General features: G+C 68.9%; 19 protein-coding genes. 3 read left to right on the top strand and 16 right to left on the bottom strand.

Annotation, left to right across the window (positions count from 1 at the left end; genetic code table 11):
• Positions 1–80 precede the first annotated feature (80 nt).
• Complete coding sequence (locus ACOMD9_RS18715) at positions 81–656, top strand: hypothetical protein (protein WP_421417500.1); 576 nt, start codon at positions 81–83, stop codon at positions 654–656.
• A gap of 52 nt (positions 657–708) precedes the next feature.
• Here the strand turns inward: ACOMD9_RS18715 and ppc are convergent, their stop codons facing one another.
• Genes ppc through cysM form a run of 5 tightly spaced genes read right to left on the bottom strand, consistent with a single transcriptional unit; the run spans position 709 to position 8,862 of the window.
• On the bottom strand, positions 709–3,357 hold the full coding sequence (gene ppc / locus ACOMD9_RS18710; RefSeq protein ID WP_421417499.1) for a phosphoenolpyruvate carboxylase: 2,649 nt from the start codon (positions 3,355–3,357) through the stop codon (positions 709–711).
• Positions 3,354–4,253, bottom strand: coding sequence for a nucleoside triphosphate pyrophosphohydrolase (mazG, locus tag ACOMD9_RS18705; RefSeq protein WP_421417498.1), 900 nt, complete (start codon positions 4,251–4,253; stop codon positions 3,354–3,356). Before mazG ends, ppc begins: the two co-directional genes overlap by 4 nt.
• Positions 4,250–6,535 carry a GTP diphosphokinase gene (relA, locus tag ACOMD9_RS18700; protein WP_421417497.1) on the bottom strand — a complete coding sequence of 762 codons (2,286 nt, stop codon included), beginning with the start codon at positions 6,533–6,535 and terminating at the stop codon, positions 4,250–4,252. Before relA ends, mazG begins: the two co-directional genes overlap by 4 nt.
• On the bottom strand, positions 6,528–7,964 hold the full coding sequence (locus ACOMD9_RS18695) for a TRAM domain-containing protein (protein ID WP_421417496.1): 1,437 nt from the start codon (positions 7,962–7,964) through the stop codon (positions 6,528–6,530). The genes relA and ACOMD9_RS18695 overlap by 8 nt, the downstream gene beginning before the upstream one ends.
• Before the next feature lies 1 nt (position 7,965).
• Positions 7,966–8,862: a cysteine synthase CysM gene (cysM, locus tag ACOMD9_RS18690; RefSeq protein ID WP_421417495.1), complete on the bottom strand. Its 897-nt coding sequence runs from the start codon at positions 8,860–8,862 to the stop codon at positions 7,966–7,968.
• 116 nt (positions 8,863–8,978) lie between these two features.
• On the opposite strand from cysM, the gene ACOMD9_RS18685 reads away from it, so the two are divergent.
• Entirely contained in the window at positions 8,979–11,702 is a 2,724-nt protein-coding gene (locus ACOMD9_RS18685; RefSeq protein ID WP_421417494.1) for an ATP-binding protein, read from the top strand.
• Here ACOMD9_RS18685 and acpS read toward each other — a convergent pair.
• The 11 genes from acpS to rpoE form a co-directional block, all read right to left on the bottom strand.
• On the bottom strand, positions 11,642–12,019 hold the full coding sequence (gene acpS, locus ACOMD9_RS18680; RefSeq protein WP_421417493.1) for a holo-ACP synthase: 378 nt from the start codon (positions 12,017–12,019) through the stop codon (positions 11,642–11,644). The two genes, ACOMD9_RS18685 and acpS, sit on opposite strands and share 61 nt — an antisense overlap.
• Entirely contained in the window at positions 12,016–12,819 is an 804-nt protein-coding gene (gene pdxJ, locus ACOMD9_RS18675; protein ID WP_421417492.1) for a pyridoxine 5'-phosphate synthase, read from the bottom strand. Before pdxJ ends, acpS begins: the two co-directional genes overlap by 4 nt.
• A 102-nt stretch (positions 12,820–12,921) precedes the next feature.
• A complete protein-coding gene (recO, locus tag ACOMD9_RS18670) occupies positions 12,922–13,623 on the bottom strand; it encodes a DNA repair protein RecO (protein ID WP_421417491.1) in 702 nt (233 codons plus the stop codon).
• A gap of 160 nt (positions 13,624–13,783) precedes the next feature.
• The gene (era, locus tag ACOMD9_RS18665) at positions 13,784–14,683 is read right to left on the bottom strand and encodes a GTPase Era (RefSeq protein ID WP_421417490.1); all 900 of its coding nucleotides are present in this window, start codon (positions 14,681–14,683) and stop codon (positions 13,784–13,786) included.
• Complete coding sequence (gene rnc, locus ACOMD9_RS18660; RefSeq protein WP_421417489.1) at positions 14,680–15,369, bottom strand: ribonuclease III; 690 nt, start codon at positions 15,367–15,369, stop codon at positions 14,680–14,682. The genes era and rnc overlap by 4 nt, the downstream gene beginning before the upstream one ends.
• 85 nt (positions 15,370–15,454) lie before the next feature.
• On the bottom strand, positions 15,455–16,258 hold the full coding sequence (gene lepB, locus ACOMD9_RS18655) for a signal peptidase I (RefSeq protein ID WP_421417488.1): 804 nt from the start codon (positions 16,256–16,258) through the stop codon (positions 15,455–15,457).
• A gap of 14 nt (positions 16,259–16,272) precedes the next feature.
• Positions 16,273–18,090, bottom strand: coding sequence for a translation elongation factor 4 (lepA, locus tag ACOMD9_RS18650; protein ID WP_421417487.1), 1,818 nt, complete (start codon positions 18,088–18,090; stop codon positions 16,273–16,275).
• Between the two features lie 167 nt (positions 18,091–18,257).
• The gene (locus tag ACOMD9_RS18645) at positions 18,258–19,679 is read right to left on the bottom strand and encodes a DegQ family serine endoprotease (protein ID WP_421417486.1); all 1,422 of its coding nucleotides are present in this window, start codon (positions 19,677–19,679) and stop codon (positions 18,258–18,260) included.
• 139 nt (positions 19,680–19,818) lie between these two features.
• On the bottom strand, positions 19,819–20,853 hold the full coding sequence (locus tag ACOMD9_RS18640) for a MucB/RseB C-terminal domain-containing protein (protein ID WP_421417485.1): 1,035 nt from the start codon (positions 20,851–20,853) through the stop codon (positions 19,819–19,821).
• Between the two features lie 16 nt (positions 20,854–20,869).
• Positions 20,870–21,568 (bottom strand): sigma-E factor negative regulatory protein, encoded by a 699-nt coding sequence (locus ACOMD9_RS18635; protein ID WP_421417484.1) that lies wholly within the window; start codon positions 21,566–21,568, stop codon positions 20,870–20,872.
• Positions 21,569–21,755: 187 nt separating this feature from the next.
• The gene (gene rpoE, locus ACOMD9_RS18630) at positions 21,756–22,361 is read right to left on the bottom strand and encodes an RNA polymerase sigma factor RpoE (protein WP_421417483.1); all 606 of its coding nucleotides are present in this window, start codon (positions 22,359–22,361) and stop codon (positions 21,756–21,758) included.
• Positions 22,362–22,668: 307 nt separating this feature from the next.
• On the opposite strand from rpoE, the gene ACOMD9_RS18625 reads away from it, so the two are divergent.
• Entirely contained in the window at positions 22,669–23,745 is a 1,077-nt protein-coding gene (locus ACOMD9_RS18625) for a 3-deoxy-7-phosphoheptulonate synthase (protein ID WP_421417482.1), read from the top strand.
• The last annotated feature ends 37 nt before the right edge of the window (positions 23,746–23,782 follow it).

The raw sequence follows: 23,782 nt of genomic DNA, 5'->3' as shown, positions 1-23,782 counted from the left end.
GGGATTACCCTGCTAGCCTGTAACGATGTACGCAACGAGCAAGTGGACGCCAGCCGCCACGCCGCTCAGGGTCAGGGATCATGAAACCGGTCATCCCACTTGCCATCGCCTTGGCAACCAGTCTGACACTGCTTTCGTCACCGCTGCTCGCGGATGGCGAGCCCCCCTCCTTCGCCGGCAAGGCAACCGACCTAATGCATCTCGACAACGGGGTGGTGGTCGAAGGGCGAGACCTCGAGACGCCGGACGGCTATACCTCCGGGTTCCGCCTGACTGCCGGCTTCTCGCCCCTGCGGCTGCCCAGGCTCGACCTGGGGGCCGAGTTCACCTACCGCGAGAGCGACGAGGTCCCGGCTCGCCTCGGCAACCAGCCGCTGATCCTCAACACCACCAGCCTGGGTGGCAGCCTGGTGGCCGGCGTGCGCCTCGGGCAGCTGGGCCTCTACGCCAAGTCGGGCTTCGCCGAGTGGGAGGGCGATCCGGTGAGCCGTCCCGACCCCTACGCCTTGGCCACCGCCGGTACCGCCCGCGTCCAGGGCTTCGGCGCCCGCCTGCAGCTGAACCGCCTGGTCAGCCGGCTGGAGTTCGAGGAGATCGACGCCCCGAGCATGGCACACCTCAACCTGGTCACCGCCTCGTTCCACTACCCCTTCTGAGCGCATCGCCGCCCTGGCATCGCCCCGGCCAATGGCCGGGGCGAGGCGGACCTCAACCGGTGTTGCGCAGCCCGGCGGCAATGCCGGCCATGGTCACCATCAGCGCCCGCGAGAGGTCGGCACTGATGGCCCCGTCAGCGTCGCGGTTGCGCTGCAGCAGTTCGGCCTGCAGGCCGTGCAGGGGGTCGATGTAGGGATTGCGGACCTCGATGGCCTGGCGGATCAAGGGCGTGTTCTCCAGCAGCTCCTGCTGGTCGAGGACCTGGAGCAGCACCTCGTGCAGCCGGGAGAAACGCCCCCTCAGCTTCTCGCCCAGCGCCTTGAGCGCCGGCTCGTCGACCAGGCGGTTCTCGTAGTAGGCGGCGATGCTCACGTCGGCCTTGGCCAGCAGCATCTCCAGCATGTCCAGGTAGGTGCCGAAGAAGGGCCACTGGTCGCGCATCTCCCTGAGCACCTCCAGGCCGCCCTCCTCCTCCAGGCGTCGGGCGAAGGCCTCGCCACTGCCGAGCCAGGCCGGCAGCATCAGGCGCGTCTGGGTCCAGGCGAAGATCCAGGGGATCGCCCGCAAGGTCTCCACGCCACCATCCTGGCGGCGCTTGGTGGGGCGCGAGCCGAGCGGCAGCCGACCGAGCGCCCCTTCCGGGGTCACCGCCCGGAAGTAGGGCACGAAGTCGGGATCCTCGCGCACCACCCCCACGTAGGCCCCATGGGCGATCTCGGCCAGGCGATCCATCTCCTCGCGCCACTCGGGACGCGGCGCCGGTGGCGGCAGCAGGGTCGCCTCGAGCACCGCACAGGCGTAGATCTCCATGGAGCGCAGGGCGATATCCGGCTGGCCGAACTTGAAGCGGATCATCTCGCCCTGCTCGGTCACCCTCAGGCTGCCATTCACCGAGCCCGGCGGCTGGGAGAGGATGGCCGCATGGGCGGGGCCGCCGCCCCGCCCCACCGTGCCCCCCCGGCCATGGAACAGCGTCAGGTCGACGCCATGGCGCTCGCACACCTCGACGAGGGCCTCCTGGGCGCGGTACTGGGCCCAGGCGGCCGCGAGCTGGCCGGCGTCCTTGGCGGAGTCGGAGTAGCCGATCATCACTTCCTGGCCATCGCCGACCAGGGCACGGTAGCCGGGCAGCGCCAGCAGCCGGTCGATCACCTCGCCGGCATGGTTGAGGTCGTCGAGGGTCTCGAACAGCGGCGCGATGGGCAGGCGCACGTCGCCGCCCACCTCCTTCATCAGCAGCGCGACGGTGAGCACGTCCGACGGCTGGGCCGCCATGGAGATGATGTAGGTGCCCAGGGCCTCCGGCAGTTCGGCCGCCACCACCCGGAAGGTGTCGATCACCTCGCGGGACTCGGTGGAGCACTCCCAGCGACGCGGGATCAGCGGCCGCCGGGAGGCGAGCTCCTCGAGCAGGAACTCCTGGCGCTGCTGTTCGCTCCACTCCCGGTAGTGGCCGAGCCCCAGGCAGTCGGTGAGCTCCTCCATGACCTGGGCGTGACGGCTCGCCTCCTGGCGCAGGTCGAGCTTGGTCAGGGTGACGCCGAACACGGCGACCCGCCTCAGGGTATCGAGCAGCGCCCCGTTGGCGATGGTGTCCAGGCCCACGTCACACAGCGAGCGGTAGCAGGTCAGCAGCGGGGCATAGAGCTGGTCGCGGTTCTCGATGACCGGACCGCCCTCGTAGCTGCGCCCGTCGAGCTCCGCCTTGGCCCAGTCGCGCGTGGACTCGACGCGGGCCAGCAGCCGCTTGAGCAGCTCCCGGTACGGCTCGGCCACATCGCCCACCTCGGCCTTGAGCGCGCTGTTGGCCTTCCACATGGAGAGTTCGGCCTTGAGCTGATCCAGGTCACGCAGGTAGAGGTCGGCGGCCATCCAGCGACCCAGCAGCAGCACCTCCCGGGTGACCCGGGCGGTGACGTTGGGGTTGCCGTCGCGATCGCCGCCCATCCAGGAGGCAAAGCGAATCGGCGCGGCATCCAGCGGCAGCCGCTCGCCGGCGGTCTCCAGCAGCAGGTTGTCCAGGTCGCGATGGAAGTCGGGTACCGCCTGCCACAGGGAGTTCTCGATCACCGCGAACCCCCATTTCGCCTCGTCCACCGGGGTGGGCCGCTCGTGGCGGATCTCGTCGGTGTGCCAGGCCTGGCCGATCAGCTCCTCCAGCCGGCCCTGGGCACGCACGCCGCGCTCGGGGTAGTCGGTGGAGGACTCGATGGCGGTGAGGCAATCGTCGATGGCATCGTACTTCTGGATCAGGGTACGGCGGATGACCTCGGTGGGGTGGGCCGTGAGCACCAGCTCGACCCGCATGCCGGCGAGGTTCTCCACCAGCTTGCGGGGCGAGCTGCCGGACCGGCGGGCGCGCTCGAGCAGCTCGCTGAGCACCGGCTGGGAGCCGGGCTTGTAGTCCTCGACGCGACGGAAGCGCGCCCGATAATGCTGCTCGGCGATGTTGGCCAGGTTGAGGAACTGATTGAAGGCGCGGGTCACCGGCAGCAGGTCGCGGTCGGGCAGTCGGCGCAGGTACTCGATCAGTTCGCGGCGGCTCTGCTGGTCCCCCTGCCGTCCGCGCTTGGCGAAGCCGCGGATGGTCTCGATCTTGTCGACGAACCCCGAGCCGAGGTCATCGGCGATGGTGCGGCCCAGGCTGTCGCCCAGGATGCGGACATTGTCACGCAGCGATTCGTGCAGGTCGTGGCTCATGACCGGCGTCCTCCGGGATTGTCGTTGTCGGTAACGGGTTCTGGGTGTTCGGGATCGGCCTCCTGCCGCTTGGCGGCCAGCCAGTGGTGCTCCATGGCCTCGAGGCCCGCCTCGCGCAGGGGGATCCCCTCGGCGCCCAGGGCGGCCTCCACATGACGGAAGCGACGCTCGAACTTGGCATTGGTGGCGCGCAGGCACTGCTCCGGGTCCGCCTTGAGGGTGCGCGCCAGGTTGGTCACGGCGAATAGCAGGTCGCCGACCTCCTCGACGGCGTGGTCGCGGTTCCCCGCGACCAGGGCCTCCTCCACCTCGTCGAGCTCCTCGCGGATCTTGGCGATGACGCCGCGGGCATCGGGCCAGTCGAAGCCGACCCGTGCCGCACGCCTGGAGAGCTTGGCCGCCCGGGACAGCGCCGGCAGGGTGCGCGGCACGTCGTCGAGCACCGAGTGCGGCCGGTCGGCCTGTGCGGAGCGCTCGGCGCGCTCCTCCGCCTTCAGGGCCTCCCAGCGACTGTTCACCAGGCGCGTCTGGACCTGCTCGGCAGTGACGCCGGGCGGGCGACGGGAGGCCAGGGTGCCGTCGGGAAACACGTGGGGGTGACGGCCCAGCATCTTGTCGGTGAGCGTGTGCACCACGTCGTGGAAGTCGAATCGCCCCTCCTCGGCGCCGAACTGGCTGTAGTAGACCACCTGGAAGAGCAGGTCGCCGAGTTCGCCGGGCAGTTCGTCGAAGGCACGCCGCTCGATGGCGTCGGCCACCTCGTAGGCCTCCTCCAGGGTATGGGGCACGATGGAGTCCCAGTCCTGGGCCAGGTCCCAGGGGCAGCCCTGGTCGCGATCGCGCAGCACCGCCATCAATGTCAGCAGGTCGCCGAGGTCGTAACGGGCCACGCTCATGTCGACTTCCCCTTGCGCTTGCCTGGCCTGCCCCGCTGGCTGCTGCTGCGCAGCCGCCGTACCTCGATGACGTTGGGCAGCTGCTGGATACGCGAGAAGAGCCGCCCCAGGGTCTCCAGCCCGTCGACTTCGACGGTGATCACCATGCGGGCGATACCATCGTCGGTGTCGGTGAGGGTGTTGACCGAGAGCACGTTGACCTTGTCGTTGCTGAGCACCCCGGTCACGTCGCGCAGCAGGCCCGAACGGTCCCAGGCCTGGATCTCGATCTCCACCGGGTACTGGGTGCGGGCCCGTTCGCCCCACTCGACCTCGATGATGCGCTGCGGCTCGTCCATGCGCAGCTGCAGGATGTTGGGGCAGTCCTGGCGGTGCACGGTGACGCCGCGCCCCTGGGTGATGAAGCCGACGATGGCCTCGCCCGGCACGGGATGGCAGCAGTTGGCCATGCTGGTCTTGAGGTTGCCGACCCCGAGCACGGTGATGTCGGAACCACTCCCCTTGCCGCCGGCCTTGCGCGGCTTGGCCAGCAGGCGGTCCAGCTGCTCCTGGTCGTCGCTCTCGCCGAACAGCTGCTGGGCCTGGTGGAGCACCTGGCCGATGCGCAGGTCGCCGGCCCCCAGGGCCGCATACATGTCGTCCGGGCTGGTGTAGTTGACCTGGCGAGCCAGGGTCTCGAGGTCCATGCCCTCGATGTCGAGGCGCTTCATCTCGCGCTCGAAGAGCGCACGCCCCTCCTCGAGGTTCTGGTCGCGGGCCTGGTGCTTGAACCAGGCCTGGATCTTGGCCCGTGCCCGGGAGGTGCGTACATAGCCGAGGCTGGGATTCAGCCAGTCGCGGCTCGGCCCTCCCTTGCTGGCGGTGAGGATCTCCACCTGCTGGCCGGTCCTGAGCTTGTAGGTGAGCGGCACGATACGGCCGTTGACCTTGGCGCCACGGCAGCGATGGCCCACCTCGGTGTGCACCCGATAGGCGAAGTCGATGGGGGTGGCGACGCGCGGCAGGTCGATGACATGCCCGTCCGGCGTGAAGACGTAGATACGGTCCGGGGCCACGTCGCTGGAGAGCCCCTCGCGCAGGTCGCCGAAGTCGCCGACCTCCTCCTGCCACTCGAGCACCTGACGAAGCCAGGCGATCTTCTCCTCGTAGCTGGAGCTCTTCCCCTTGGTGTCATGCCCCTTGTAGCGCCAGTGGGCGCAGACGCCGAGTTCGGCCTCGTCGTGCATGGCGAAGGTGCGGATCTGGATCTCCAGCACCTTGTTCTCGGGCCCCATCACCGCGGTGTGCAGCGACTGGTAGCCGTTCTTCTTGGGATTGGCGATGTAGTCGTCGAACTCGTTGGGCACATGGTGCCAGCGCGAGTGCACCAGCCCCAGCACGGTGTAGCAGTCGGCCACCTCGGGCACCAGGATGCGTACCGCGCGGATGTCGTGGACCTGGGAGAAGTCGATGCGCTTGCGCTTCATCTTGCGCCAGATCGAGTAGATGTGCTTGGCCCGGCCGTCGACGTCGTAGCGCCTGATGCCCTGGGCCTGGAGCATCCCCTTGAGGGTCTCCACCACGTCATGGATGTAGCGGTCCCGGTCGAGGCGCTTCTCGGCCAGCTGCCGGGCGATCGCCTTGTAGTCGTCCTCGTGCAGGTAGCGGAAGGAGAGGTCCTCCAGCTCCCACTTGAGCTGGCCGATCCCCAGCCGGTGGGCCAGGGGGGCATAGATGTCGAACACCTCCCGGGCGACCCGCTGGCGCTTCTCCCGGGGGGCGTCCTTCACCTGGCGCAGGGCACAGGTGCGTTCGGCGATCTTGATCAGGGCGACCCGCACGTCGTCGATCATGGTGACCAGCATCTTGCGCAGGTTGTCCTGCTGGTCGTGCTGGCTCATGCCGTGGCTGGGCAGCTGGGAGGTGCTGATCGCCGCCATCTGCAGCACCCCGCCGATCAGCGAGGCGACCTCATCGCCCAGCCGCTTGCCGACCGACTCGAGCTCGATCAGCCCCTCGCGCACGGCGCGGTAGAGTACCGCCGCCTCGAGCGCGGCCTGGTCGAGCCGCAGCTCCCCGAGGATATCGGCCATCTCCAGGCCCATGCGGAAGCTGGAGCCGTCTGCCAGCCAGGTGCGGTGGGGACGGTCGGACTCCATCTCCAGCCGCTGGGCCAGCAGGCAGGCTTCGCGCATCTCCGCGGCATCGCGCAGCTTGACGTCCTCCTGCAGGCGCTCGACCCACTGGTCGACGTCGACCCGCCCGGTTGCACTCAGCGGCTGGTCTTCACGGACTTTAACCATCGGGTGTTGCTCCTAGCGGCTGCCGCTCTGTCCGCGGGTGCTCGAACAGCAGCATGGATTCCAGGTGTGAGGTATGGGCGAACATGTCGGCCACCGCGACGCGGGCCGGTCGATAACCGCCATGCACGAGCCATGCCGCATCCCGTGCCAGGGTCGCCGGGTCACAGGAAATGTAGAGGACACGCGGAACCGGCCGCTCGGCGAGGGCCCGGCAGGCGAGTTCGGCACCATCGCGGGGGGGGTCCAGCACCACCACCTCGGGCCGGCCCTCGGCCAGCAGCGCGGCGACGGCTCCGGCCCGTCCCAGGTCGGCCTGGCGGGCCTCCATCTCGAGCCCGTTGCGCTGCGCGTTCGCGGCCAGCCGCGCGACCATCGCGGGGTTGCCCTCCACCGCCGTGACGCTGGCCCCGCGGGAGGCCAGCGGCAGGCTGAAGTTGCCGACACCGGCGAAGAGGTCGAGCAGTGACCGGCCATCGATATCCCCCAGCCAGGCCTGGGCGGTCTCGATCATCCGCCGGTTGACCTCGGCATTGGCCTGGAGGAAATCGCCGGGGGCGAAGCCCAGCACGAGCTCGCCCTCGACGGCCGGCACGGTGCAGCTCAGCGCCGGTTCGGGGGTCAGCCACTCGAGCGTGGGGGCCTCGCGTCCCAGCAGCCGTGCCAGATGCAGCGCGTTGTCGGCGGCGAAGTCCCGCCAGCGCTCGGCATCGGCGGCGTGGTCCCGCAGCTGGCGAACCACCAGGGTCACGCCCTGGTCGCTCTCGAGCAGTTCCAGGTGCCCCACCTGGCGCGGCGCCTCCAGGGATGCCACCAGATCGTGCAGCGGCAGCAGTAGGCCACCGAGCGACGGCACCAGAACGGTGCAGGCGTCGATGTCCACCAGGCGGTGGCTGTGGCGGGCACGGAACCCGAGATGCACGTCACCCGCGGCATCGACCTTGACCCCCAGCCGGGCACGGCGACGATACCCCTCGCCGGCCCCGGCCAGCAGTTCCGGCTCTCCGGCCACCTCGACACCCTGGCGGCCCAGCAGGTCGAGCAGCACCGCCACCTTGTGGCGACGCTGGGCATCCAGGGCGAGGTGCTGGAAATCGCAACCGCCGCAGCGGCCGAAGTAATCGCAGGGCGGCGTGACCCGCTCGGGCGAGGGGGTGACGAGCTCACGCACATGCGCCTCGTCGAAACGCCTGCGGGCACGATGTACGGCCACCTCGACCCGTTCGCCGGCGAGCGCCCCCTCGACGAACAGGGTCTTGCCGTCCAGGGTATGCGCCACGCCCCGGCCGTCATGGGCCAGCCGTTCGATGGTCACCGGCTCGTCAGCATCCCCGGGAGACACCCCGGAGGAGGCCTGAGGCGCCTGACGCCCCTGCAGGCCGGACACGCCGGAGCGGACCCGCGAGGGACGCCGCTTGCCCAGTCCCGCCATTTCAGAGCTCCGGGGCGAACAGGCCGGTGGAGAGGTAGCGATCTCCCCGGTCGCAGACGATGAACACGATCACGGCATTCTCGACCTCGGCGGCGACGCGCAGTGCGCCGGCCAGGGCGCCCCCCGAGGAGACACCGGCGAAGATGCCCTCCTCGCGGGCCAGGCGGCGCATGTGCTCCTCGGCCTCGTGCTGGCCGATGTCGAGCACCCGGTCGACCCGGCTGGCATCGAAGATGCTCGGCAGATACGCTTCCGGCCAGCGCCGGATGCCGGCGATGCTGGCGCCGTCCTCCGGCTGCAGGCCGATGATCTGCACGTCGGGGTTGCGCTCCTTGAGGTACTTCGACACCCCCATGATGGTGCCGGTGGTCCCCATGGAGCTGACGAAGTGAGTGATGGTGCCGCCGGTCTGTTCCCAGATCTCCGGGCCGGTTCCACGATAGTGGGCCAGCGGGTTGTCCGGGTTGGCGAACTGGTTCAGCGGCTTGCCCTCCCCGCGGGAGACCATGGCCTCGGCGAGGTCGCGGGCCTCTTCCATGCCGCCCTCCTTGCTGACGGTGATCAGGCTGGCACCGAACGCCGCCATGGCCTGCTTGCGCTCCTCGGAAGCACTCTCGGGCATGATCAGCACCATCCGGTAGCCCTTGATGGCGGCGGCCATGGCCAGGGCGATGCCGGTGTTGCCGGAGGTCGCCTCGACCAGGGTGTCCCCGGGGCGGATCTCGCCGCGCGCCTCGGCCTGCTCGACCATGCTGAGCGCCGGGCGATCCTTCACCGAACCGGCCGGATTGTTGCCCTCGAGCTTGGCCAGCAGGGTGTTGTTGCGTCCGGCTCCGATACGCTTCAGGCGGACCAGCGGCGTATGGCCGACGACGTCCTCGATGGTAGGGAAATTCATGCAACCTTCCTTGTGGAAACGCCTTTTCGCTATTATATCCGCGCCGCGCCGGAGTGGACAGGCATCCTCGCCCGCTGTGTCATACTGTCCCGGAATCAATGCCGAAGAGCCCACCGATGACGCTCAGGAACCGACTGCTCGCCCTGCTGCTGGGACTGCCGCTGCTGCTGCTCACGCTCCTCGCCGGCATCCTCCTCCACATGGAGTCCGAGCACCACCGGCAGGCGCTGCAGGAGCGTCTCCTCACCGCCGTCGACCTGCTCGGCCCGGAGCTGAGCGCCGCCCTGGCCGAGGGTGATCGCGCCGCCCTGGAGACCCTGGCGGGACGCCTTCTCGAACTGGAGGAAGTCCGGGCGGTGGGCATTCGCGGGGCCGAGGGGGCGACCCGGCTCGAGCTCGGGCGGTTGCGGGAGGCGTCCCTGCCTGCGGAGGCGACCGACACCCGGCTGGATACCGACGGGCGACTGTGGCGACTGCAGGCCCCCCTGGCGGCCCACCCGGCGGCAGCGGCCTGGCTGGAAGTCGACATCGATGCCATCTCCCTGGTGCTGGATCACTACCGGCGCCTGGCCAGCGCCGGGGTGGGCCTGCTGGTGACCGGGCTGCTGCTGTGGTTGCTCGCCTTTACCACCGGCCGTCACCTCACCACCCCGGTACAGGCCGCCGACCGGGCCCTGGCGCGGCTAGCCCGGGACGACAGGCCCCCGCCCCTGAGCGTCTCGGGTCCACCGGAGCTGGCCGGGCTGGTCGAGCGGGTCAATGCCCTGTCCGAGCACCTCGACCGGGCGCGGGACGAGGCCAGGCTGCAGATCGAGCAGACCACCGCCGAGCTGCAGGAGTCGATGGAGACCATCGAGGTCCAGAACATCGAGCTCGACATGGCCCACCGCCGGGCCCTGGAGGCGAACCGCATCAAGTCGGAATTCCTCGCCAACATGAGCCACGAGATACGCACCCCGCTCAACGGCATCATCGGCTTCTGTCGCCTGCTGGGGCGTTCGCGACTCGAGCCGCGCCAGCGCGAGTGGCTCGACCATGTTCATCGCGCCTGCGACAACCTGCTGATGCTGGTCAACGACGTGCTCGACTTCTCCAAGATCGAGGCCGGCCGGCTGGAACTCGAGCATGTGGCCCTGGACATGGTGGCACTGGTGGACGATGTGCTCGCCCTGCAGGCCCCCCATGCCCATCAGAAGGACCTGCAGCTGCTGGGGCTGGTCTATGACGATGTCCCCGCCACCCTGACCGGCGACCCGCTGCGCATCCGCCAGGTGCTGACCAACCTGGTCAACAACGCCATCAAGTTCACCGAACGGGGCGAGGTGATCGTCAGGGTCATGGTGGAACAGGCCGAGCCGGGGCGGGTGACCCTGCGCATCAGCGTCAGCGACACCGGCATCGGCCTCTCCCCCGAGAGCTGCCAACGGCTGTTCCAGGCCTTCCGCCAGGCCAATCCCAGTCACTCCCGCGAGTTCGGTGGCACCGGCCTGGGCCTGACCATCTGTCGCCAGCTGGTCGAGCAGATGGGGGGCGAGATCGGTGTCGAGAGCGAACCCGGCGTGGGCTCGACCTTCGCCTTCACCCTGCCGCTGGAGGGCGACGAGGCGTGCGAGCGTCCCCCGGAACTCCTGCTGGCGGGACAAACCGTACTGCTGGACGAACCACACCCCGCCACCTGGCGGGCGCTGCGCCACTTGCTCGGTCGCTGGGGCGCGCGGGTGATCGATGGCAGGCAGGCGCCACCCGACGAGTGCTCGCCTGCCCTGCTGGTGGCGGGCATTCCCGACCAGGCCCTCGACGCCGCCGGGGTGGCGACCTGGCAAGGCCGGCTCGACGCCCTCGCCTGCCCTGCCCTGCTGCTGGTCAACACCAGTCCACTGGACCTGCCGATGCTGACGCTGTCCCACGGCGGGGAGATACTGAGCAAGCCGTTCTCCAGGGCCGCCCTGGTGGAGGCCGTGCAGCGCCAGCTGGGCGGGGAGCTGCCGTCCGGCCTGCCCGCCGTCACGGAGGAAGCCGGGACGACCACGCGGCGACTGCTGGCGGTGGATGACACCGAGTCCAACCGCCTGCTGCTGCGGGAGCTGATCCAGCGGCCGGGCCTCGTGGTGGACCTCGCCGCGAGTGGCGAGGAGGCCCTGGCCATGGCCCAGGAGCGCTGCTACGACCTGGTCCTGATGGACATCCGGATGCCGGGCATGGACGGGGTCGAGACCACCCGGGCGATGCGCCGGCTGCGAGGGGCCTGGAGCCACCTGCCCATCGTCGCGGTCACCGCCCATGTGCTGGAGGAGGAGCGCCGCCGCCTGCTCGCCGGCGGGCTCGACGATGTGCTGATCAAGCCGCTGGATGGCCACGCGCTGGCCGAGCTGCTGCAGCGCCACCTCGACCTGCCGGCGCTGCCGGCCGCGGAAACCGCCGGCACTCCCGTCGAGCCGTCCGGCGATGATGGCGAGCTGGCGGTGGTCGACCTGGCCCTGGGGACACGCCTGGCCGGGGGACGCGAGACACTGGCGAGGGAGCTGCTGGCCCGCCTGGCGGCCTCGCTGCCGGAGAGCGAGGCGGCGATCCGTGATGCCCTGGAGCGGGAGGACGACGAGGCGCTGCTGGATGCCATTCACGCCCTCAACGGCGCCTGCCGCTACTGTGGCGCACCACGCCTGGCCCTGCTCGCCGAGACCCTGGAGACGCGCCTTCGCTCACGCGGCCGCGAGGGTGTCACCCCGCTGCTCGATGACCTCTTCGCCGCCATGGCGGGGCTGCGCGACTGGCAGGCGACTCAGCCCTCGAGCACCACGAAGGCCACCGCCAGTTCCTCCTCGTCGGTCAACGACAGGTGAATGGCCCGCACCCCGGCGACCCCGGCCAGCTCGTGGGCCTTGCCGCCGAGCACCAGCGAGGGTCGCCCCAGGGCGTCGTTGACCACCTGGATCTCGGTCCAGCGCATGCCACGCCGCAGCCCGGTGCCCAACGCCTTGACGAAGGCCTCCTTGGCGGCGAAGCGCTTGGCCAGGAAGGCCGCCTGCTGGCCATGGCCGTGAAAACGCTCGAGCTCGGTCTCGCCCAGCAGGCGCAGGGCGAAGCGCATGCCGTGGCGTGCCATGGCATGCTCGAAGCGCGCCACCCGCGCGATATCGGTGCCGACTCCGATGATCATCGGCAACAGCCGCCAGCCTCGCCATGTCCGGCGTGGTCATGGTCGTCGATGGCCGCCAGCAGGCCGGCTTCCTGGCCAGCGATCACCAGGCGCTTCATCTCGGCCACCGCCTCCTTGAGGCCGACGAACAGGGCCCGGGCGATGATCGCATGGCCGATGTTGAGCTCGTGGAGACCGGGGAGCGCCGCGATGGCCTCGACATTGTGGTAGTTCAGGCCATGACCCGCGTTGACCGTGAGCCCCAGCTCCAGCGCCATCTCGACGGCGGCGGCGAGGCGGGCATGCTCATGGCGGGCCGCCTCGCCGGAGGCCTCGGCGTAGGCGCCGGTGTGCAGCTCGATCACCGGCGCCCCGGCCTCCGCCGCGGCCTCGAGCTGCTCGGGCACGGGGTCGATGAACAGCGACACCTCGCAGCCGGCCTCGGCCAGGCGCTGGCAGGCCGCGGCGACGGCCTCGAAGCCACCGACCACGTCCAGCCCGCCCTCGGTGGTCAGCTCCTCGCGCTTCTCCGGCACCAGGCAGACGTGGGCCGGGCGCACCGCCTCGGCCAGGCGAATCATCTCCTCGGTGACCGCCATCTCCAGGTTCATGCGGGTGTTGAGCACCTCGGCGAGCAGCCGGACGTCGCGCTCCTGGATATGGCGGCGATCCTCGCGCAGGTGCACGGTGATGCCGTCGGCGCCGGCTTCCTCGGCGAGCAGCGCGGCCTGGACGGGATCGGGGTAGCGGGTGCCCCGCGCCTGGCGCAGGGTGGCGATATGGTCGATGTTGACGCCGAGCAGGATACGGGGGGGGTGCATAGGGGTCTCCTCGAATAAGCCGTAAGCTGGAAGCCAAGCCCTGATGCTGCCACCCGCTCCACCAATGGCAAGGGCTTTTTCATGCTGCTTCAAGCTTACAGCTTATCGCTCCCGGCGAAGCCGGGTCTCGGCAAGCTGGCGCATCAGCTCCCGGGAGCGCAGCGGGCGCGTGCCGAGCAGCGGGGCCAGTGCCGCCCGGGTCACCGCCTTGGCCGGCCCGCCGAGCCCTGGCTCACCCCAGTCGCCGGCCTCCAGCAGGCGCAGGGTGCGGCCATCGATGCCCGGCTCTCCGGGAATGAAGGCGCGCGAGGCGGCATCGAAGCGGTAACGGCGCTGGGGGTCCAGGCTGCGGCCATCGGGTTCACTGAAGCGTGGCGCGGCGTCCAGGGCCTCGAGCAGGGCGACTTCCAGGCGGCGCAGCGCCGCGGCGCGCCCGTCCGGCCGCGGCAGCGCCTCGAGCAGCGCCGTGTAGAAGGCGAACACCTCGGCCCCCGGAAACTCCACCGGCAGGGTGCGGGTCAGCAGTTCGTTGGCGTAGAGGCCGCAGAGCAACCCCTCCCCGGCCAGCAGGGCCGCGGCGCCGTGGCCCTCCATCAGGCGCAGCCGCTTGAGCTCGCCGTTGCCGGTCCAGGTGACGAGCAGCGGCGCGAAGGGCTGCAGCCGTCCCCGCGACCGGCTGCCGGGACGCTGGACCCCCTGGGCCACGGCTCGCACCCGACCGTGCCCGAGGGTCAGCAGCTCGACCAGCGCGCTGGTCTCGCGATAGGGGCGCTTGTGCAGAAGGAATGCCGGCTCTGGCTGCATGGCCTTTCCGTGAGGTTCGATGCAGGAAGCGCCGAGGTTCCCCTATGGGGTCAGTCCCCGGCGGTGTCGATACCGCAGGCAAGATGCACCAGGGCAGTGATGGCGACCCGGCTGGGGTCCGACCCCATAGGCGCCGCCACCCCCGGGGGACACGTCGTACTCAGTCCAGGTTATAGCCCAGGCTCTTCAGTGCCCGCTCGTCGTCGGACCAGCCACGCTTCACCTTGACCCAGAGGTTGAGCATCACCTTGGCGCCCAGCGCCCGCTCCATGTCGAGGCGGGCCTCGCGGCCGATGCTCTTGATGCGCTCGCCGTTCTCGCCGATGAGGATCTTCTTCTGCCCCTGCCGCTCCACCAGGATCAAGGCGCTGATGTGCACCACCCGGCCCTCGTCGCGGAACTCCTCGATCTCCACGGTCATCTGGTAGGGCAACTCGTCACCGAGCTGGCGCATCACCTTCTCGCGTACCAGTTCGGCGGCCAGGAAGCGCTGGCTCTTGTCGGTGATCTGGTCCTCGGGGAAGTAGTGGAGGCTCTCCGGGAGGTGCCTGGCCACCTCGGCCTCCAGCTCCGGCACGTTGGTACCGTGCTTGGCGGAGATCGGCACGATGGCGGCGAAATCGCGCCGGGCACCGACCTCCTCCAGCCAGGGCAGCAGGCTGGTCTTGTCCTGCAGCCGGTCGACCTTGTTGACCGCCAGGATCACCGGCGCCTTCACGTGCTCGAGGCGCTGGAGCACCACCTGGTCCTCGTCGGACCAGCGGGTGCGGTCGATGATGAAGACCACGCAGTCGACGTCGCGCAGGGCCTGGGTCGCCGCCTGGTTCATGAAGCGGTTGATCGCCTTGTTGCGATCCTTCGCCATGATGTGGATGCCGGGCGTATCGACGTAGATGAACTGGGCCTCGCCCTCGGTCTTGATGCCCATCACCTGGTGGCGGGTGGTCTGGGGGCGCCGCGAGGTGATCGAGATCTTCTGGCCGAGGATCCGGTTCATCAGGGTCGACTTGCCGACGTTGGGCCGGCCGACGATGGCCACGAAGCCGCAGGTCCGGGTCATGGGCGCGCTCCCCTGGGTTCGAGCCGAACCAGGGCCTGTTCGGCGGCTTGCTGCTCGGCATGGCGGCGGCTGGGGCCGACCCCGGTGGTGTGCTCGTCGAGCATCTCGATATGGCACTCGACGGTGAAGGTCTGGGCATGGGCCTCGCCCTCCACCGAGACCACCTCGTAGCGCGGCAACGGCGACTGCCGCGACTGCAGGAACTCCTGCAGCCGGGTCTTGGGATCCTTCTGGGTGTCCTGCAGGCTGATGGCTTCGAGCCGTTCGGCATACCAGGAGAGGACCCGGGCCCGGGCGACATCCATGCCGGCGTCGAGGTAGATGGCGCCGATCACCGCCTCCACGGCATCGGCGAGGATCGACTCGCGGCGGTGGCCGCCGCTCTTCATCTCGCCGGAGCCCAGGCGGAGATACTCGCCGAAGCCCATTTCCCGGGCCAGCTCGGCCAGGGTCTGGCCCTTGACCAGCCTGGCGCGCAGGCGCGACAGCTGGCCTTCCCTGGCTTCGGGAAAGCGCTTGAAGAGCGCCTCGGCGATGACGAAGTTGACGATCGAATCGCCGAGAAACTCGAGGCGTTCGTTGTTCTGGCCGCCGAAGCTGCGGTGCGTCATGGCCAGCTCCATCAGGTCGGCGTCGCCGAAGGAGTGGCCGAGGCGTCGGCTGAGGGCGTTGAGGGAGTTGCTCACGAAGCTCCTGAATGATCGATGTCGGGGCTGAAGGGTTGTGGAAACGGGTCAGGGCCGCACGACCGTCGCGCTCGGACGACCGGGTCTAGTGGATGCGTCGCATGCTGGTGAAACTGGGTAGTCCCCCGTCCCAGTGCATCCACACGGCGAAGGCACGGCCGACGATGTTCTCCTCCGGCACGAAGCCCCAGTAGCGGCTGTCGTTGGAGTGATCCCGATTGTCGCCCATGGTGAAGTAGTGGCCCTCGGGAACCACCAGCTCGCGTACCTGTGGGCCCGGGTCTCGAGGATTATTGTAGATACGGTGGGCCAACTCGCCCAGGCGCTCCTCGAGCAGCAGTTCCCCCGGCGCCCCGGGCCCCGCCTCCGACAGCAGCCGCTTGGTCACCGGCTCGCCATTGACGAAGAGCTGCTTGCCCTCGTAGCGGATGCGGTCGCCGGGCAGGCCGACGACACGCTTGATGAAGTTGACAGAGGGCTCGCTGGGGAAGCGGAACACCATGACGTCCCCGCGCTCGGGCTCGTTGAACTCGACGATACGGGTATGCACCACCGGCAGCCGCAGGCCGTAGGTGAACTTGTTGACCAGGATGAAGTCGCCCACTTCCAGGGTCGGGCGCATCGACCCCGAGGGAATCTGGAAGGGCTCGACCACGAAGCTGCGCAGCACCAGCACCACCAGCAGCACCGGGAAGAAGGAGCGGGAATAGTCGACCGGCCAGGGCTCCTTGAGCGCCTTCTCGCGGGCATGTTCGTCGAGGCCCTCGGTAGTGCCCGCCTCGACGGTCACCAGCCGCTGGCGACGCGCGGGGCGCCACCAGACCAGATCCAGCAGCCAGATCAGGCCGGTGACGGCGACCGCCACCACCAGCAGAAGAGAGAAGTCCATGCGGTCATCCGTTCCTAGTCGTTAACCTTGAGCACGGCGAGGAAGGCATCCTGGGGAATCTCGACCCTGCCGACCTGTTTCATGCGTTTCTTGCCCGCCTTCTGCTTCTCGAGCAGCTTCTTCTTGCGGGTCACGTCGCCACCGTAGCACTTGGCGGTGACGTTCTTGCGCAGCGCCTTGACGGTGGAGCGCGCCACCACCTGGCCGCCGATGGCGGCCTGGATGGCCACGTCGAACATCTGGCGCGGAATCAGTTCCTTCATCTTCTCGACCAGGATCCGCCCGCGACCATGGGCATGGTCGCGGTGGATGATCACCGCCAGGGCATCGACCTTGTCGCCGTTGATCAGCACGTCCAGGCGGACCAGCTTGGCCGCCTGGAAGCGCTCGAAGTTGTACTCGAGCGAGGCATAGCCCTTGGAGATGGACTTCAGGCGGTCGAAGAAGTCCATCACCACCTCGCTCATCGGCAGCTCGTAGGTCAGCTGGATCTGGCTGCCCAGGAACTGCATGTCGAGCTGGGTGCCACGGCGCTGCTCGCACTCGGTGATGACATTGCCGACGAACTCCTGGGGCACCAGGATGCTGGCCCGCACGATGGGCTCGCGCATCTCCTCCACGTCGGCCATGTCGGGCAGCTTGGAGGGGTTGGCGACGTACATCTCCTCACCGTTCTTCATGGCCAGCTCGTAGACCACGGTGGGGGCGGTGGTGAGCAGGTCCAGGTCGTACTCGCGCTCGAGGCGCTCCTGGATGATCTCCATGTGCAGGGTGCCGAGGAAGCCGACACGAAAGCCGAAGCCCAGCGCATCGGAGTTCTCCGGCTCGTACTCCAGGGAGGCATCGTTGAGCGCCAGCTTCTCCAGGGCGTCGCGGAAGTCCTCGTAGTCGTCGGCACTGACCGGGAACATCCCGGCATAGACCTGCGGCTTGACCTTCTGGAAGCCGGGCAGACGCGGCACGTCGGGGGTCTTCGTGTGGGTGATGGTATCCCCCACCGGGGCGCCCTGGATCTCCTTGATCCCGGCGACGATGAACCCCACCTCGCCGGCGCGCAGCACGCCGGTCTCGCGGCGCAGCGGGGTGAAGATGCCCACCTCGTTGGCCTGCCAGTCCCGCCCGGTGGACTTGATGCGGATCTTCTCGCCCTTCTTCAGGGTGCCGTCGAAGATCCTCACCAGGGAGACCACCCCCAGGTAGTTGTCGAACCAGGAGTCGATGATCAATGCCTGCAGCGGCGCCTGCGGATCCCCCTTGGGCGGCGGGATGTCGCGTACCAGGCGCTCGAGCAGTGCATCGATGCCCAGGCCGCTCTTGGCCGAGACCTGGCAGGCATCGGTGGCGTCGAGGCCGATGATCTCCTCGATCTCGTGGGAGACCTTGTCGGGGTCGGCCTGGGGCAGGTCCATCTTGTTGAGCACCGGCAGCACCTCGAGGCCCTGCTCGATGGCGGTGTAGCAGTTGGCCACCGACTGGGCCTCGACGCCCTGACCCGCATCCACCACCAGCAGCGCGCCCTCACAGGCATACAGCGAGCGGGAGACCTCGTAGGAGAAGTCCACGTGCCCCGGGGTGTCGATGAAGTTGAGCTGGTAGGTGTTGCCGTCCCGGGCGTGGTAGTCGAGCGTTACCGACTGGGCCTTGATGGTGATGCCGCGCTCGCGCTCGAGGTCCATGGAGTCGAGCACCTGCTCCTTGAGCTCGCGCTCGCTCAGGCCGCCGCAGGTCTGGATCAGGCGGTCGGCCAGGGTCGATTTGCCGTGGTCGATATGCGCGATGATCGAGAAGTTGCGGATGTGCTTGAGCTTGTCGGAGGGGGTGTCTTGGGACATCGAGTCGCTTCTGTCTGGTTGGTGTCGGGCCACGTCCAGGCGTCGTGACGCCGGCATGCGGGCATGGGAATGGGCGCTATTGTAGCGGGATGCGCCGGGCAGTAACAGCAACCCGACGGACTGGCCGTCGGGTTGCAGTTTCCGGGGGAATCCGGCCGACGGGGTGTTCAGCCGTCGGCGAGGCGCAGGGCGACGAACAGCGAACGCCCGTCACGGTAGAGGCGCACCGGCACGGCGCGATCCGAGGGCAGTGCCGCCACCACCTCGACCAGCTGCTCGGGGCTCTGCACCGGCTGGTGGTCGAGACTGACCAGCACGTCTCCCGGACGGATCCCGGCGGCGGCGGCGGCACCGCTCGGGTCGAGCTCACGGACCCGCACACCGCCCTCGATGCCGAGGCGCTCGCGCTCCTCGGCATCGAGTTCGCCAACGGCCAGCCCCAGCCGGGCCTGGCGGTCGCTCTGCTCGGCACGGGTCACCTCACGGCCCTCGGCGTCGGGCCAGTCACCCACGGTCACCGTCTCGCGACGCTGCTCGCCGTCGCGCAGCAGCATCAGCTCGACCTCGCTGCCGGGGTTCGTACGGCCGATCAGGCGCGGCAGGGTGCTGGAGCGATCGACCTCGTCGCCGTCGACCTCGAGGATGATGTCGCCGGCCTGCAGGCCGCCACGAGCCGCCGGGCCCTGGGGATCGAGGTCGGCGATCAGTGCGCCGCTGGGACTGTCCATGCCGAAGGACTCGGCCAGGTCCCGGGAGACCGGCTGGATCATCACGCCGAGCCAGCCGCGGCTGACACGGCCGTCGTCACGCAGCTGGTCGGCCACCTCCATGGCCACGTTGATGGGAATGGCGAAGGAGAGCCCCATGAAACCGCCGCTGCGGGTGAAGATCTGGGAGTTGATCCCCACCACCTCGCCGTCGAGGTTGAACAGCGGCCCGCCGGAGTTGCCCGGGTTGATGGCCACGTCGGTCTGGATGAAGGGGACGTAGGCATCCCGCGGCAGGGTACGGTTGATGGCACTGATGATGCCGGCCGTCACCGAGGAGTCGAAACCGAACGGCGAGCCGATCGCGGCCACCCACTCCCCGACCCGCAGGGTGTCGGAGTCACCCAGGGACAGGGCCGGCAGGTCATCGGCGTCCACCCTGAGCAGGGCCACGTCGGTGCGTTCGTCGGCACCGATGAGCTCGGCCTGCAGCTCGCGACGATCGTTGAGCCGCACCAGGATCTCGTCGGCCTCCTGAACCACGTGGGCATTGGTCAGGATGTAGCCGTCCTCGCTGATGATGAAGCCGGAGCCCAGCGACTGGCGCTCCTCGGGGCGCCCCTGGCCGCCGCCGCCCGGGGGCTCAGGAAAGCGATCGCCGAAGAAGTGGCGGAAGATCTCGGGAATCTCCTGGCCACCGAACCCCTGGAAGGGATCACGCCCCTGCACCACGCGCGTGGTCGAGATGTTGACCACGCCCGGCGCGGCCTCTTCCACCAGTTCGGTGAAGTCCGGCAGCTCACGGGCGATGGCCGACTGCCAGGCCAGCAGGGTCGCGGCCAGCAGCATCCACAGGGAGAGAGGTCGAATCATGTGCTTCATGGAGTGCTCCTGTGAACGTCAAGAGGAAGTGTCGTGTGATCGGCGGTTGTGGCTCAGGCCAGCAGCCAGGGGCCACAGGGTTCGCCATGTCGACCAGAATGGCGGCACGGGGCCGCGAAACCAAGGCGCGGGCTCGCCTTCATGGCGCCTCCCCGGCCGCATCGGTGTCGGAAATCACCGGCGACACGGCGCCCGTCGCACTGCGCCACTCCAGGGTGTCGGCCACACGCAGCAGCACCCGGGGCGGCAGTTCGCCCATCGCCACCACCTGCATGGGGCGGCCACCCAGCTCGCGATGACGCACGGCGGCATGGGAGACACCGAGGCGATGCATCCCCGGCGCCAGCAGGTCGGCACCCTCGATGGGCTCGATGAACAGGCTGAGGGTGGAGAGGCCGTCGCTGTAGAGGCGGTGGGTGACCTCGTCCCCGTGCCGGGAACTGCGGGTATCCACCGGCTGGGGCACGAAGCCCTCGGGCAGCCAGCCCGGGTGCCAGGGATCGGTGGGCGCTTGCCGACGCCGGTCGAGGACCACATGGCCCTCATGGAGGCGCGGCGGGTCGATCTGGGTGAACTGAAAGGTCTCGACCACCCGGCCCGCCTCGTCCAGCAGGACCTGCTTGAGCGGCAGGGCCGTGGCCGTGTCGAGCCACAGGCGATGACCGAAGCGGAAGCTGTCGAGGGGCTCGATGTCCAGGCGCAGGGTCCGGCGGCTGGCGATTCGCTCCTCGCCGCCCAGCTGCAGTCGATAGAGGCCCTCGAGATGGGCGGCGATCCCGTCTGGGGACGCCGGCACCTCGCTGCCCTCCTCGGCCCAGCTCAGGCGACCGATGCGCCCCCTGCGCTCGAAGACGACCGGCGGGCCATCGAGGAAGCTGGCCACCTCGCGTTCGACGCCGTCCTCGACATGGTGGGAGAGGGCCAGGGTCCTGACACCGTCATACCCGATCCGCACGGCACGGGCCTGGAACTCGTAGCAGTGACTGGCCCAGAGGCTGCGCTCGAACCACTCCAGGGCGGTCTCCGGCGCGGCCTGGCCCGCCAGCTCGCGGCAGTCGAAGCGATCGCCGGGCCCGGTGTCGGCCGCGCGGGCCTGGGCGCCGACCGCCAGCGACAGGCCGGCCGCGACGAGCAGCGACACCACCAGGCGGCGGTGCACCAGCCTCTCGTGCATCAACCCCCCCCCGGCATCAGCGAGTGCCCAGCGATTCGCTGCCCGAGGCGCGCAGCAGCGGCATCCAGGCGTCACCGCTGCGATAGGCGGACCCCTCGGCATGGCGGTCCAGGTAGGACTGCAGCAGGCGCGCCTGCTCCTCGTCGGACCTCAGCGACTGGCGTGGGCTGGGCGCCATGAACATGGGTGACTCGGCGCCCGCACCGACGGTCATCAGGCCCCGGCCGTCGCCGGAGGGTCCCGTGGGGGCCTGGAACAGCGGCAGGTCGACCAGCGACGGCCGCGCCGAGCTGCCGGTGCCGCCCTCGCTCGTCGCCAGCGAGGCCGGTGCCGGCTGGCTGCCGGCAGCCAGGTCGGGTTCACCGCCGGTACCGCTGCCCTGGTAGAACTGTGCACCGGTGATCACCATCAACGAGACCGCCGCGGCGATGCCGGCGCTGCGAGCGAATGGAAGGGAGCGACGAGCGGCCGGCACCGCGGCCTCGGGCAGGGGCACCTGCTCGTCCCGGAGCCGCGCCATGACGCCGGCGGAAAGGTCGGTGGAGACATCGACACCCGGTTCGCGCCGCATCAGGCTGCGCATCAGATGGTAGCGTCGCCAGGCCTCGGCAGCGTCCGGAGAGTCGTCCAACGACTTCAATACCCGACGCAACTCGAGCTCATCACCTTCGTTGTCCATCAGGGCAGAAAGCGATTCCCGTGCGTTCTGACTCATTCTTCACACCCTCGCACTCGCAAGGCGCCCCGCCTTGCGTCCATTGACAGCCTGGAAGGTCGGCATTCGCGGTCACAGCCCGGGAGTGCCGACATGTTAGGACCCGCCGGTAGCGGGTCGGTCACTGCTTCTGACGCCGCAGGCGCCGGACAGTTCAGCAAATCGTCAAAAACCTTGATAATCCGCCTCATTCGGGCATCGGTTCACGGTTGCGCGAGGTGGTGACCAGGGGCTGGATATGCTGGTCCACCGCCTCTCGCGCCCGGAAGATCCGAGACCGCACCGTGCCCACCGGACACTGCATGATGTGGGCGATGTCCTCGTAGGAGAGTCCATCGAGCTCGCGCAGGGTGATGGCGGTGCGCAGGTCATCGGGCAGGTTCTCGATCGCCTCGAAAACCGCGGCCTCCAGCTGGTCCCGGGCGATCGCCGCCTCCGGGGACTCGATGTCGGCCAGGCGACCGCTGTGGTCGACGATCTCGGCATCCACGATGTCGAGATCACTGCCCGGCGGACGACGCCCCTTGGAGACCAGGTAGTTCTTGGCGGTGTTGATGGCGATCCGGTACATCCAGGTATAGAAGGCGCTCTCGGCGCGGAACTTGCCGAGCGCCCGGTAGGCCTTGATGAAGGCCTCCTGGGCGACGTCCTGGACCTCGGCATGGTCGTGCACGTAGCGCCCGATCAGCCCGATGATCTTGTGCTGGTACTTCCTCACCAGCAGGTCGAAGGCGCGGGTATCCCCCTTCTGGGCGCGCTCGACGAGCTGCTGGTCGGTCTCCCGGGTCCCCATTCACGCCCTCCCCGGCCGAAGTGTGCAAGAGAGGGTGCCGATGAGGCGCCACGGACGGACTGGTAAAGCATGCATAGTGTCAACCTGGAGCCCTGGGGCAGCTGGGAGTTGAAGGCCGGAGCCGAAGTGGCACAAGTGTTCCCGTTTCTCGCGCTTCCATCAAGCCGAATGCCGCGCCGGCGATGCCCGCGCTGGGACAGGCCGGACCGCCGACGGTTCCCTGGACGATTGATTTTTGCCATGCCCGCGGGCGATAGTAGAGACCACTATTATTCGCCATCAGCGCAGACACGACACAGGTAGCACAATGTCAGAGCAGCAGGTCAACAACCTCAACGTCCTCGCCCAGGACGTCCTGATCACCCCCGAGGCCCTGAAGAGGGAGATCCCCCTCACCGAGGCCGCCGAACGCACGGTGATCGAGGGTCGCGAGACGATCCAGCGCATCCTCGACGGTGACGACCCGCGCCTGCTGGTGGTGGTCGGCCCCTGCTCCATCCACGACGTCGACGCGGCCCTGGACTATGCACGCCGCCTGCGTCGGCTGGCCGATGAGGTGCAGGATAGCCTCTACATCGTGATGCGCGTCTACTTCGAGAAGCCACGCACCACCGTGGGCTGGAAGGGGCTGATCAACGACCCGCATCTCAACGACTCCTTCGAGATCGAGGAGGGCCTGCACATCGCCCGCCGCCTGCTGGTGGAGCTGGCCGAGATGGGCCTGCCGCTGGCCACCGAGGCCCTGGACCCGATCTCGCCCCAGTACCTCCAGGACTGCATCAGCTGGTCGGCCATCGGGGCCCGTACCACCGAGTCCCAGACCCATCGCGAGATGGCCTCGGGCCTCTCCTGCCCGGTGGGTTTCAAGAACGGCACCGACGGCAGCCTGGATGTCGCCGTCAACGCCCTGCAGTCGGTGGCGCACCCGCACAACTTCCTCGGCATCGACCAGGCCGGCCAGGTGGCGATCATCCGCACCCGCGGCAACGCCTATGGCCACGTGGTACTGCGCGGCGGCAACGGCAAGCCCAACTACGACAGTGTCAGCGTGGCACTGGCCGAGCAGGAGCTCAAGCAGGCCGGGGTCAAGCCCAACATCATGATCGACTGCTCCCACGCCAACTCCAACAAGGACCCGGCACTGCAGCCGCTGGTGCTGGAGAACGTCACCAACCAGATCCTCGAGGGCAACCGCTCGATCATCGGCCTGATGGTGGAATCCAACATCGGCTGGGGCAACCAGAAGATCCCCGAGAACCGCAGCCAGCTCCAGTACGGGGTCTCCATCACCGATGCCTGCATCGACTGGGACACCACCGTCGAGTCCTTCAAGAGGATGAACGACAAGCTGACCCCGGTACTGACTCGCCGCACGGCGGCCTGAGCAGGCACCGCACGGCAGTCGGACACGACAGGCCCGC

The sequence above is a fragment of the Halomonas terrestris genome (assembly GCF_049166755.1).
In the GTDB taxonomy this organism is placed as follows: domain Bacteria; phylum Pseudomonadota; class Gammaproteobacteria; order Pseudomonadales; family Halomonadaceae; genus Halomonas.
The sequence above is the reverse complement of the archived record's forward strand: the minus strand, read 5'-3'. Positions and strand labels throughout refer to the sequence as shown.

Excerpts from the sequence above, each read along its gene's own strand:
- ACOMD9_RS18685 (WP_421417494.1), top strand. The coding sequence starts at position 8,979 with ATGACGCTCAGGAACCGACTGCTCGCCCTGCTGCTGGGACTGCCGCTG.
- ACOMD9_RS18715 (WP_421417500.1), top strand. The coding sequence starts at position 81 with ATGAAACCGGTCATCCCACTTGCCATCGCCTTGGCAACCAGTCTGACA.
- relA (WP_421417497.1), bottom strand. The coding sequence starts at position 6,535 with ATGGTTAAAGTCCGTGAAGACCAGCCGCTGAGTGCAACCGGGCGGGTC.
- ACOMD9_RS18625 (WP_421417482.1), top strand. The coding sequence starts at position 22,669 with ATGTCAGAGCAGCAGGTCAACAACCTCAACGTCCTCGCCCAGGACGTC.
- recO (WP_421417491.1), bottom strand. The coding sequence starts at position 13,623 with ATGCAGCCAGAGCCGGCATTCCTTCTGCACAAGCGCCCCTATCGCGAG.
- acpS (WP_421417493.1), bottom strand. The coding sequence starts at position 12,019 with ATGATCATCGGAGTCGGCACCGATATCGCGCGGGTGGCGCGCTTCGAG.
- ACOMD9_RS18635 (WP_421417484.1), bottom strand. The coding sequence starts at position 21,568 with ATGAGTCAGAACGCACGGGAATCGCTTTCTGCCCTGATGGACAACGAA.
- mazG (WP_421417498.1), bottom strand. The coding sequence starts at position 4,253 with ATGAGCGTGGCCCGTTACGACCTCGGCGACCTGCTGACATTGATGGCG.
- lepA (WP_421417487.1), bottom strand. The coding sequence starts at position 18,090 with ATGTCCCAAGACACCCCCTCCGACAAGCTCAAGCACATCCGCAACTTC.
- pdxJ (WP_421417492.1), bottom strand. The coding sequence starts at position 12,819 with ATGCACCCCCCCCGTATCCTGCTCGGCGTCAACATCGACCATATCGCC.
- lepB (WP_421417488.1), bottom strand. The coding sequence starts at position 16,258 with ATGGACTTCTCTCTTCTGCTGGTGGTGGCGGTCGCCGTCACCGGCCTG.
- cysM (WP_421417495.1), bottom strand. The coding sequence starts at position 8,862 with ATGAATTTCCCTACCATCGAGGACGTCGTCGGCCATACGCCGCTGGTC.
- ACOMD9_RS18695 (WP_421417496.1), bottom strand. The coding sequence starts at position 7,964 with ATGGCGGGACTGGGCAAGCGGCGTCCCTCGCGGGTCCGCTCCGGCGTG.
- era (WP_421417490.1), bottom strand. The coding sequence starts at position 14,683 with ATGACCCGGACCTGCGGCTTCGTGGCCATCGTCGGCCGGCCCAACGTC.
- ppc (WP_421417499.1), bottom strand. The coding sequence starts at position 3,357 with ATGAGCCACGACCTGCACGAATCGCTGCGTGACAATGTCCGCATCCTG.
- ACOMD9_RS18645 (WP_421417486.1), bottom strand. The coding sequence starts at position 19,679 with ATGAAGCACATGATTCGACCTCTCTCCCTGTGGATGCTGCTGGCCGCG.
- rpoE (WP_421417483.1), bottom strand. The coding sequence starts at position 22,361 with ATGGGGACCCGGGAGACCGACCAGCAGCTCGTCGAGCGCGCCCAGAAG.
- ACOMD9_RS18640 (WP_421417485.1), bottom strand. The coding sequence starts at position 20,853 with ATGCACGAGAGGCTGGTGCACCGCCGCCTGGTGGTGTCGCTGCTCGTC.